10 protein-coding genes are annotated in these 9,931 nt (G+C 63.9%); 5 read left to right on the forward strand and 5 right to left on the reverse strand.

Annotated elements, in window-relative coordinates; translation table 11 throughout:
• Both rpsB and tsf read left to right on the forward strand, forming a co-directional pair.
• Positions 1 to 884: 30S ribosomal protein S2 (gene rpsB / locus AAGD32_17755; protein ID MEM8876093.1), on the forward strand; the 884-nt coding region annotated here is incomplete at its 5' end.
• 42 nt (positions 885 to 926) lie between these two features.
• Positions 927 to 1,724, forward strand: coding sequence for a translation elongation factor Ts (gene tsf / locus AAGD32_17760; protein MEM8876094.1), 798 nt, complete (start codon positions 927 to 929; stop codon positions 1,722 to 1,724).
• Between the two features lie 88 nt (positions 1,725 to 1,812).
• Here the strand turns inward: tsf and AAGD32_17765 are convergent, their stop codons facing one another.
• The 4 genes from AAGD32_17765 to AAGD32_17780 all read right to left on the reverse strand — a co-directional run bounded on the left by AAGD32_17765 (position 1,813) and on the right by AAGD32_17780 (position 5,594).
• The gene (locus AAGD32_17765; GenBank protein MEM8876095.1) at positions 1,813 to 2,307 is read right to left on the reverse strand and encodes an RpiB/LacA/LacB family sugar-phosphate isomerase; all 495 of its coding nucleotides are present in this window, start codon (positions 2,305 to 2,307) and stop codon (positions 1,813 to 1,815) included.
• A complete protein-coding gene (locus AAGD32_17770) occupies positions 2,307 to 3,467 on the reverse strand; it encodes a Sua5/YciO/YrdC/YwlC family protein (protein MEM8876096.1) in 1,161 nt (386 codons plus the stop codon). The genes AAGD32_17765 and AAGD32_17770 overlap by 1 nt, the downstream gene beginning before the upstream one ends.
• Positions 3,468 to 3,630: 163 nt before the next feature.
• Positions 3,631 to 4,479, reverse strand: a complete 849-nt coding sequence (locus tag AAGD32_17775) for an ROK family protein (GenBank protein MEM8876097.1) — start codon at positions 4,477 to 4,479, stop codon at positions 3,631 to 3,633.
• Positions 4,480 to 4,520: 41 nt separating this feature from the next.
• The gene (locus AAGD32_17780; GenBank protein ID MEM8876098.1) at positions 4,521 to 5,594 is read right to left on the reverse strand and encodes a family 10 glycosylhydrolase; all 1,074 of its coding nucleotides are present in this window, start codon (positions 5,592 to 5,594) and stop codon (positions 4,521 to 4,523) included.
• Between the two features lie 67 nt (positions 5,595 to 5,661).
• On the opposite strand from AAGD32_17780, the gene AAGD32_17785 reads away from it, so the two are divergent.
• On the forward strand, positions 5,662 to 6,681 hold the full coding sequence (locus AAGD32_17785) for a Gfo/Idh/MocA family oxidoreductase (protein ID MEM8876099.1): 1,020 nt from the start codon (positions 5,662 to 5,664) through the stop codon (positions 6,679 to 6,681).
• Between the two features lie 32 nt (positions 6,682 to 6,713).
• Positions 6,714 to 8,702 carry a glucosamine-6-phosphate deaminase gene (nagB, locus tag AAGD32_17790; GenBank protein ID MEM8876100.1) on the forward strand — a complete coding sequence of 663 codons (1,989 nt, stop codon included), beginning with the start codon at positions 6,714 to 6,716 and terminating at the stop codon, positions 8,700 to 8,702.
• Between the two features lies 1 nt (position 8,703).
• Here the strand turns inward: nagB and AAGD32_17795 are convergent, their stop codons facing one another.
• On the reverse strand, positions 8,704 to 9,075 hold the full coding sequence (locus AAGD32_17795) for a hypothetical protein (GenBank protein MEM8876101.1): 372 nt from the start codon (positions 9,073 to 9,075) through the stop codon (positions 8,704 to 8,706).
• A 60-nt stretch (positions 9,076 to 9,135) separates the two neighbouring features.
• Here AAGD32_17795 and AAGD32_17800 point away from each other — a divergent pair.
• Positions 9,136 to 9,931, forward strand: a 796-nt coding sequence (locus AAGD32_17800) for a nucleotide sugar dehydrogenase (GenBank protein MEM8876102.1), incomplete at its 3' end; no start/stop codon positions are given.

Below are 9,931 nucleotides of genomic sequence, written 5' to 3' on the forward strand. Positions count from 1 at the left end.
CCGGTGTGCACTTTGGCCACCCCGTGAGCCGGTGGAATCCGAAGATGGAGCCGTACATCTACGGCCGCAAGGGCAACGTCCACCTCATCGACATCAAGGAAACCGTCAAAGGTTTGCTTCGTGCGAAGCAGTTGATTCAACGCATCGCCGCCGGCGGTAAGGACATCCTCTTTGTCGGCACCAAGCGCCAGGCCCGCGACCCGGTCAAGACCCAGGCCGAGCGGTGCGGCATGCACCACGTCACCGAGCGTTGGCTCGGTGGGACGCTGACCAACTTCCGCACCATCCGTGCCCGCCTCGAACGCCTCGGCGAGCTCGACGAGATGTGGGAGTCCGGCGAGATCGACACCTACTCCAAGAAGATGAAGGCCACGCTCAGCCGTGAGCGCAAGAAGATCAAGACTAACCTCGACGGCATCCGCAAGATGGAGAAGATGCCCGGCCTGATCTTCATCGTCGACGTCCGCCGCGAGAAGATCGCTGTCAACGAAGCCAAGAAGCTCGGCATCCCGACGATCGCCTTGATCGACACCGATGGCGACCCGGACATGATCGACTTGCCGATCCCCGGCAACGACGACGCGATGCGTGCGATCGAGGCCGTGATGGTCGAACTCGCCGACAGCGCCGAGGAAGGCCGCAAGGGCCGTGCGCCGGAAGTCGAGAAGAAGAGCGACCGCGAGCGCGGCCCGAAGCGTCGTAGCGAGCGGGCCTCTTTCCGGGCCGAGCAAGCGCCGGCGACCAAGACCGAGTCGACCAACGAAGCCGGCGAGAAGTCGGTCAAGCTCGACACGCCCGCCGAAACACCCGCACCGACCCCGGCGGCCGCCGATACACCCGCGCCCGAAGCGCCGGCAGCCGAAGCCGCTCCGGCCGGTGCCTGATCTCTCCCGCAAACAACCCTCACCAACTCACTGACACTTGTTATGGCAGTTACCGCAAAAGACGTAGCCGAGCTCCGTAAACGTACCGGCCTCGGCATGATGGAGTGCAAGAAGCTCCTCACCGGCGTGGACGGCGATCTGGAGAAGGCCGTGGAAGAAGCCCGCAAGATGGGCGTCAAGACCAAGGTCGCTTCGCGTGAGGCCGGCGAGGGTCGCGTCGCGTCGGCTTCCGAGGGCAACCGCGCGGTCGCCGCCGAGCTCAAGTGCAACACTGACTTCACCGCCAAGAGCGATGTCGCCGGCGAAGTGCTCGACCTTGTCACCAAAAAGCTTTTGGCCGACCCAGGCCTCGACGTCGCCAATGATGCTGAGATCAAGGACAAGCTCGTCGCTGCGGGTCAGTCCACCGGCGAGAACGTCCAGATCACTCGCACGGCGGTGGTCGAAGGCAGCAACGTCGGCAACTACCAGTACAGCGTCACCAACAAGGTCGCCGCCCTGATCGCACTCGATGGCGGTGATGACGAGGTCGTCCGTGACCTTGGTTTGCACCTGGTTGCCAACCCGACCGTGGCGTTGGGCGCGACCAAGGACGATCTCCCGGCCGACATGGTCGCCAAGGAGCGCGAGCTCGCCGTCGAAGCCGCCAAGGCCACCGGCAAACCCGCCGACATTGCCGAGAAAATCGCCGAAGGCAAGATGCAGGCGTTCTACAAAGAGCGTGCCTTGATCGATCAACCGTTCATCAACCCTGACAAGTTCAAGGGCAGCATCGGCGAAATGCTCAAGCAAAAGGGCGCGACGCTCGTTGATTTCAAGCGTCTCTCCGTCGGCGAGTGACGATGAAATGAGTCGTCTGTGGATGTAACGAAGCCGCCCGTGGTGCGACATGGATCGCATCACGGGCGGCTTCTTTTTCAGTAAGTACTCACCCCGCCGCGTGGCGCATTGCGCCAGTGGCGGCTTCCTTTTCGAGGGTGTCGATTTTCGTGATGCGACGCAGATGCCGACCCTCGCCCCAGGCGGTTTCCAGGAAGGTCTGGATCACGGAAAACAGCGTTTGTTCGCTGATCAGGTCGCAGCCGATGCAAAGAACGTTGGCGTGATTGTGCTCGCGGCCGATGCGGGCGGTGACCTCGTCGTGAGCACAGGCGGCGCGGCAGCCTGGGACTTTGTTGGCGACGATCGACATACCGATGCCACACCCGTCGAGCAGAATCGCGGCGTCCCATTTCCCCCCGACCACGCCCCGTGCGGCCGGCGCGGCGAAGTCGGGATAATCACAGCCGGCGGTGCCGTCGCATCCCAGATCGTCCACCGTGTGCCCGCTGTCGCGCAGCATCGCACTGACCAGTTGTTTCGCATGGAACCCGCGATGGTCACAAGCGACCACCAGGCGCAGTGGGGAGGGACTTTCGTTCATTACTCGTTCCTTCCGTTCGGAGTGGTGCCGCCGTTCTTCATGTCGCGGAGCACGGTGTCGTTCAGTCGATCAAGAATCAGTTCACGCATCCGCAGGGCCAGCGTCCGATAGTGAGCTTCGTTTGATCCGATCGGGTCTTCGATATCGCCGTCCGGGTCGAGGGTGAGAACTTTGTCGGCCGACGCCGGGACGAGGCCGATGACCTGCTCGGCGTGGCTGCGGCCCATGGTAATGACAACGTCCGCTTCATGAACCAGTTCCACGCTCAACGGCCGGCTGCGGTGGCGGGTGAGATCGCCGCCCATGTCGGCCACGGCAACCACCGCAGCGGGCGTTGCCGGAACGCCGTGCATCGCGAAAGTGCCCGCACTTCCCACGGAAAAGCCGGCCGTTCCGATCCGGTCCGGTTCCAGTTGCAGCACATCGGCGATGGCACGTCGCGCCAACGCTTCGGCCATCGGACTGCGACAGGTGTTGCCGCTACACACGAAAAGCACGTTGGTCATGAGCGCCCGGTCGATGATGCGTCGGTCGTAGACACCGGGACGGACGATTTCGTAGCCGTCGCCGATGATGCGGATGGTCGTGCTGGACTTGGTGAATCGGGTCGGCCCCGCGTCGAACGCATAGGCCACGTCGCCGCCGAGCTGTTCGAGGTCCTTTTCGCCCGGCACTTCGTAGTACGGACCGCCCGGCGGCAGCCCTATCGCGCAGGGACCTCCGGCCGATGCCAGCAGCTCGATCGCGAGCAGGTTGTCCGGGCAACGCAGTGTCACCTGGCCGGCCCTGTTGTAGATGTCCGACTCCGACACGCCAATGCCCTGGGCCACTTCGGTGCGTCGTTCCGACTCGACGTCGAAGATGATCGACACCGGACCGGGCCAGAGTTTGCGCATCGCACGTCGGCCCACGTCGGAGACGTCACCAAGAAAACGGCCGGCGTGAGCGGCGTCGGGAAGATGCGGGGTGAACGGGTTCTCCGGCTTGCGTCGGAGCCGGCGTAGCAGGTCGGCCCCGGAATCCTCGTCGATCCGGGCGGCGACGCCGTAGAGCGTTTCGGTCGGCAGCAGCACGCCACGGCCGCCGTCGAGTGCCTCCACGGCGGATGCCAACGCTCCCGCAAGGTCGGCCGTCCCGAATACGTCTACGAGTTGTGCCATGAAATGGCTCGCCTTTCTTCCTTGCGGTCCCAAACCCCGCGTTCGCCCTCGTGGTGAACGCAAAAAATCGCCAACGCTTGCGTGGCGGTCCGAAAGAGTATCCACCACGAATCGCGTCGATTCAAGCGGTCGACCGAACGGCAGCGAAACATGTGCCGGCGTGTCACGGGTCGGACGCGGCGGCGAGGCGGGCCACGCCCCGGGCGGCGTGGTGATCGTCATCGCCAAAGACCAACGCCCAGTCAGGGCGTGCAATGTTGGTCAGATGGTCGTTGACACCGGCAAGGATCTCACGGCGCAGATGCGTGAGGCGTGAACCGATGCCACCGAGCAGGGCGATGGTGTGCGGGCGATAGAGGGCGTGGGCGATTCGCAAGGCCCGAACCAGCGCACGGATGGACCGGTGTCCCGCATGGAGTGTCTGCGGCTTTCGGCCGTGCAAGGCCAGCGCGCCGATGTACGCTTCTAGCGAGCCCGCGCCACCGTCGGGGCCGATCGGGGGATTCCTGCTCATCGTGACGTCGAGTTGCCCGAAGTGGCCCGGCGAATCGCCGTCGACCCGCAGGGGTTGGCCGAGGGGGTGGTCGTTGTCGATGTCAAGGACGGCGGCGCCGACGCCGGTGCCGATGCTGACGGCCATGAGTCGGCCGTGAAGCTGGTGGCTGAAGGCGAAGTCCGTGGCGGCAGCAACCTGGTCCGTGGCGATCCGCAGCCGACCCGCCGGCCGACCGGTGGCCCGCTCGATCAACTCGGTGAGGGGCACACCCTCCAAGCCGGGCAGGTTGACCGACTTCTCGATCGTGGTCCGGTCGAAACTCAACAGCCCCGGGCAACACAAGCCGACCGCGTCGAACCGGTGTCCGTTGACGACCTCGCCGACGGCGGTGGTGAGGGCTTGCGTGTCGGGCCGGCGATAGGGTTGGCTCTTGCCGAGCAGTTCCGCCGACCCGTTTTCGTGCAGCACGGCCGCCTTGACACGCGTACCACCGATGTCGAGACCGAGGGAAGTCATTGGGAGAGCTTACCGCATGAAAAGTGTCGCGGGGTAAGCAGTCACTCCGACTTTTGTCGGGCGTGATATGCGCCGAACTGCTCGGGATACACCTCCAGAACGCCGCGGCTGAACCAGATGCAGTAGCCGCCGCCGAATTCGACGGCGAGATCCATCTTCTTCTCGACATCTTCCCAAGGCGTGTCCGGCCCTTCGCCGACGACACGGATGCCGGCGATGAGATCGTCGTCGCGGTTGCTGGCCTCGACTTGTTGGAGCCAGTTGGCCTCGAAGGCGGGGTAGTCCCTGCGGTAGCACTGCGGGATGAACTCGTCCCACGCCTGGCCCTCCCACATGACCCAGTCACATGCGTAGTTCTCCAACGACCACGGGTAGGGGGCGGGGCTGACGCTGATCGTAATGTCCGGGTCGGCGGCGCGAACGGCCTTGCTGAAGCGGTCGGCGTACTCGGTGATCTTGTCGGCACGCCATTGCACCCACGCCGGGTCACGCGGATCCTCCGGCGGCATCTTTCCGTCGTGTTCCGATGCGTAGAGCTGCTTCGTGAACTCGTCGTACCCCATCTCCACCGGCATCGCGATGCGGTCGTCGAGTTGGACGCCGTCGAGGTCGTACTTCTCGACGGCTTCGACGACGATGTCGACGAGGAACTGCTGCGGCCCGGGATGCAGCGGGTTCATCCAGACGAACGGGTTCTGCTCACCGACGAACGCGCCGTCCCTGGTGTGGGTGAGCCATTCGGTCTTGTTGCGCAGCTCGTTGTCGGTTTCCTTGAACGCGGCCATGAAGCCGTACTCGAACCAGGCGACGACTTTCAGGTCGTTGGCCTTGGCTTCGCGGACAACTTCGGCCAGCAGGTCGCGCTGCGGACCGGGTCCGTTGATCTTCATGCGGACGCCGGTGACGGCTTCGGCGGCGTCGGAGGGGAACTCGGTGTAGCCATTCTTCCAGCACTCGACGTAGACCGTGTTAAAGCCGAGTTCCTTGAGCTTCCTCATCGTGGCGGCGGTGTTCTCTGGCGTCTCGATCGCGTCGTTGGCGGTGGTGGTGACCCATGTGCCTCGAACCGGCTCGGCAGCCGCCCGGCTACAACCAAGGCAGATGACAAGAGCCATCGCGAGAAACGTCGACGCAACCGTGATTGTTCTTTCGTGTCGGGCCATCGGGTGATATTCTATAACCATGACGTCAATCAGGCTTGGTCTCATCGGTGCCGGGGGCATCGCAAGAGCGCATCTCTCGGCAGCATCATCACTTGAGGGCGTTTCCGTCACCGCCGTGGCGGACACCCGGGCGGAGGCGTGCCACGCTTTGGCCGCCGATGCGGACGCGGAAGCGTTCGCGTCGGCCGAAGCGTTGCTCCGCCGGGGCACCGATGCGGTGGATGCCGTGGTCATCTGTACCCCGCCCAACGCCAGGCTGTCGATCGTCCGGCTCGCCTTGGAGAACAGCGTCGCGGTTCTTGCCGAAAAGCCACTTGCGCACACGCTGGAAGACGCGATCGAGTTGTCCGAACTCGCTGACACGTTCGCCCACGTTCCGACCGGCGTCGGGTATTGCCATCGTTTCGCGCCGGCGGTGATCGAGATGAAGCGGCTTCTGGCCGAGGGCGACCTCGGTCGTCCGGTGCGATTCGAGAACGTGTTCGCCTGTCACTTCCCCGCGATGGCCGAGCGTTGGATGAGCGACCGGGCCGTCAGCGGCGGCGGCTCGTTCCTCGACACCGGTTGCCACTCGTTGGACCTGTGCCAGTTCGTGATGGGCCCGACCCGGGTGGTCGGCGCGGTCTACAGCCATTGCTGGCCCGGACGCGGCGAGAGCAACGCGACGGTACTTGTGAGAGCCGGCGTGGGTTCGAAAGCCGCCGGCGGTGTGATCTGCAGCGGTTGGGCCGAAGCCGAGCGTTTTACCGTCGATGTGATCGGCACCGAAGCGTCGCTGCATTACGACTACATGGAACCCGCCCGGCTCCTCCGCAAGTCCGTCGATGGCGATACGCAGGTGATCACCGTCGAGACCCACGAAGTGCGATTCGCCCGGCAACTGCGGGCGTTCGCGGATGCCGTCGGTGGCGGGTCACACGGGGCGCTTTGCACCTTCGCCGAGGCGGCCGTGGTCAATCGCGAAGCCGCCCGATCGGCCGACCTTGCCAACACCGACACGCCTTCCGGCCCCCGCACGCCGGTGATGGCGTCGGTTTGATTTCCACACACCTTCCCAACGCCAACAGCCTCATGTCGATCACCGCCGAGCAGTCGAAAAATCAGGTCGAAGCCCAAATCGTCGCCACCCCGCCGAGTGATCTCGAACGCGTGCCAGTGACGGTGTATCAAACCAGCGGTGCCGCGAGCAGGGCGGTTGCCGTCGAGATCGCGAAGCTGATCCGCACCAAGGCCGATGCCGGCCAGCAAGCCGTGCTCGGCCTCGCCACCGGTTCGACGCCGACCGGCGTGTACGACGAGTTGATCCGCCTCCATCAGGAAGAAGATCTCTCCTTCCGCAACGTCGTCACGTTCAATCTCGACGAGTACTACCCGATGCAACCCGACGAGCTGCAGAGCTACGTCCGGTTCATGAATGAACACCTCTTTGATCACGTCGACATTCAACGGGAGAACGTTCACGTCCCGGACGGCAGGCTGCCGCTGGAAGATGTGCGCGAGTACTGCAAGACATATGAACGCAAGATCGCCGAGTTCGGCGGGCTGGACTTCCAAGTCCTTGGCATCGGTCGAACCGGTCACGTCGGTTTCAACGAGCCCGGCTCCAGCAAGGAATCCAAGACCCGCCTGATCACGCTCGACACGCTGACCCGGATGGATGCCGCGTCGGACTTCTTCGGTGAGTGGAACGTCCCTCGCAAGGCAATCACGATGGGCGTCTCCACGATCCTCAATGCCAAGCGGGTCGTGTTGATGGGCTTCGGTGAGCACAAGGCGCCGGTGGTTCGCAAGGCCGTGGAGCAGGACGTCGACGCGCAGATCGCCGCGTCATTCCTGCAAGACCATCCCAACGCGCGGTTCGTCCTCGACCCCGCCGCCGCGTCGGAGTTGACACGGTTCAAGATGCCCTGGCTTGCCGGGCCGCTTGTCGATGCCGGCAAGACCTGGGATGCGGAGATGACCCGAAAGGCCGCCATCTGGCTCGCCTTCACCCTCGACAAGCCGCTGCTCAAGCTCACCGACGAGGACTACAACGAGAACGGTCTGCAGGAACTGATCGCCTCCCGCGGCGAGGCGTACGACATCAACATCGAAGTCTTCAAGGACCGCCAACGCACCATTACGGGCTGGCCCGGCGGCAAGGAGCCCGGTAAGCCCGACTACTCCGGTGTCATGCGCAAGTCCGACGTCTTCCCCAAGTCGGTCCTCATCTTCAGCCCGCACCCCGACGACGACGTCATCTCGATGGGCGGCACGTTCATCCGCCTCTGCGACCAGGGTCACGACGTGCACGTCGCCTACCAGACGTCCGGCAACATCGCGGTCTTCGACGCTGCGGCGGTTCGTCACGTCGACTTCCTCGCCGAGGTCGCCGAAACGTTCGGCTTGGACGTCGAATCAGCCCGTACCGCCAAGCATGACATCGAAGCGTTCGTTGCCAACAAGCAAGCCGGCGATGTCGACAGTCCGCAGCTCCAGGCGATCAAGGGCACCATTCGCCGCACCGAAGCCCGCGCCGCCGCCCGATTCTCCGGCGTGAAGGTCGACGAGAACATCCACTTTCTCGATCTGCCATTCTATGAAACCGGCCGGGTGCGCAAGAAGCCGCTCAGTGAAGAGGACATCCAGATCACCGTCGATCTGCTCCGCAAGGTCAAGCCGCGCCAAGTCTATGCGGCGGGCGATCTCTCCGACCCGCACGGCACCCACCGCACCTGCCTCGCCGCCATCCTCCGCGCGCTCAAGGAGTGCGAAAACGATGACTGGTACGCCACCTGCGAGGTCTGGCTTTACCGCGGGGCTTGGCAGGAGTGGGACGTGCAGGACATCGAGATGGCCGTCCCGCTTAGCCCCGACGAGGTCAAACGCAAACGCATGGCCATCTTCAAGCACGAGTCGCAGAAAGATCGCGCCCTCTTTCCCGGCCAGGACCAACGCGAGTTCTGGCAACGCGCCGAGGAACGCACCCGCGACACCGCCCAGAAGTACGACGCCCTGGGCTTGGCCGAGTACGAAGCCATCGAAGGCTTCGTTGCGTGGAAGGGCACGATGGATGGGTAGCTCATTCTTCTGATTGCTCAAAGCAGGGGCAGGAAAAGACCCGCCGTTGGAAGATGTCGCCGCACAACCGGCAGCGAAAGGTGTCAAGCCTTGCATATCGCCATTCGATCAAGCGGGCGATGCCTAACGCCGCGCCTGCTCCGAAAATGAAACCGAACTGAAGTGCGAAAACTGACCAGCCGATCGCCGTCCAGCCGTCGACAGGCCAGCGAGTGATCGTTGCATGGATCCCGACCGCGAGGGTCAGTAAAAAGCCGAGGGGCGTGATGATGAAAACCGTGCTTACAATGGCACGGTCGCAGCGAGCCTCGCGCGCGTGATGTTCTTCGCCGAAGTCCAGGCGCCGCCGATCCCATGGATCACAAGTTGGCATGTCAGCCAGTGTAACCACAGCTATCGCTTGCGCTGCGTTAGTGCTGTATGTTCCCGGCCCATGCCTAGCCCCGCCGACACGCTCCGCTCCAAGTTCGCCGACAATTCCGCACGCATCGGTGTGATCGGGCTCGGATACGTCGGTCTGCCGCTGATGGCGGCGTTTCACCGCGCTGGCTTTCCGGTCATCGGTTTCGATGTTGATCCGAAGAAAATCGAGCAACTGCACGCCGGGCGGAACTATCTGGCCCACCTCGGTGAGACGCTCGCTTCGGACATGCTCGGTGATCGGTTCGACGCGACGGTCGACATGGACCGACTCGGAGAGGCGGATGTGGTGATTTCGTGCGTCCCGACGCCGCTGGGCAACCATCTCGAGCCCGACCTTTCCTACGTCGAGCAGACCGCCATCGACATCGCCAAGACTTTGCGGTCTGGCCAGCTCATCACGCTCGAGTCGACGACCTACCCGCGGACGACGCGCGACGTCATGCTCCCGCACTTCGAGAAGGGCGGGCTCAAGGTCGGCGAAGACTTCTTCCTCGCCTACAGCCCCGAGCGGGAGGATCCGGGCCGCAAGGATCACTCCACCGCGACAATCCCCAAACTTGTCGGCGGCATCGACCCGCTCAGCGGCGAGCTCGCCACCGAGATCTACCGTCACGCAATCGCCGAAGTGATTCCCGTCGACACCGCCGAGATCGCCGAGGCGGCGAAGCTGCTGGAGAACATTTACCGCGCCGTCAACATCGCCATGGTCAACGAGATGAAGGTGCTCATGACCGCGATGGACATCGACGTCTGGAAGGTCATCGACGCGGCCAAGACCAAACCGTTCGGCTTCCAGGCCTTCTACC

The sequence above is a fragment of the Planctomycetota bacterium genome, assembly GCA_039182125.1.
In the GTDB taxonomy this organism is placed as follows: domain Bacteria; phylum Planctomycetota; class Phycisphaerae; order Tepidisphaerales; family Tepidisphaeraceae; genus JBCDCH01.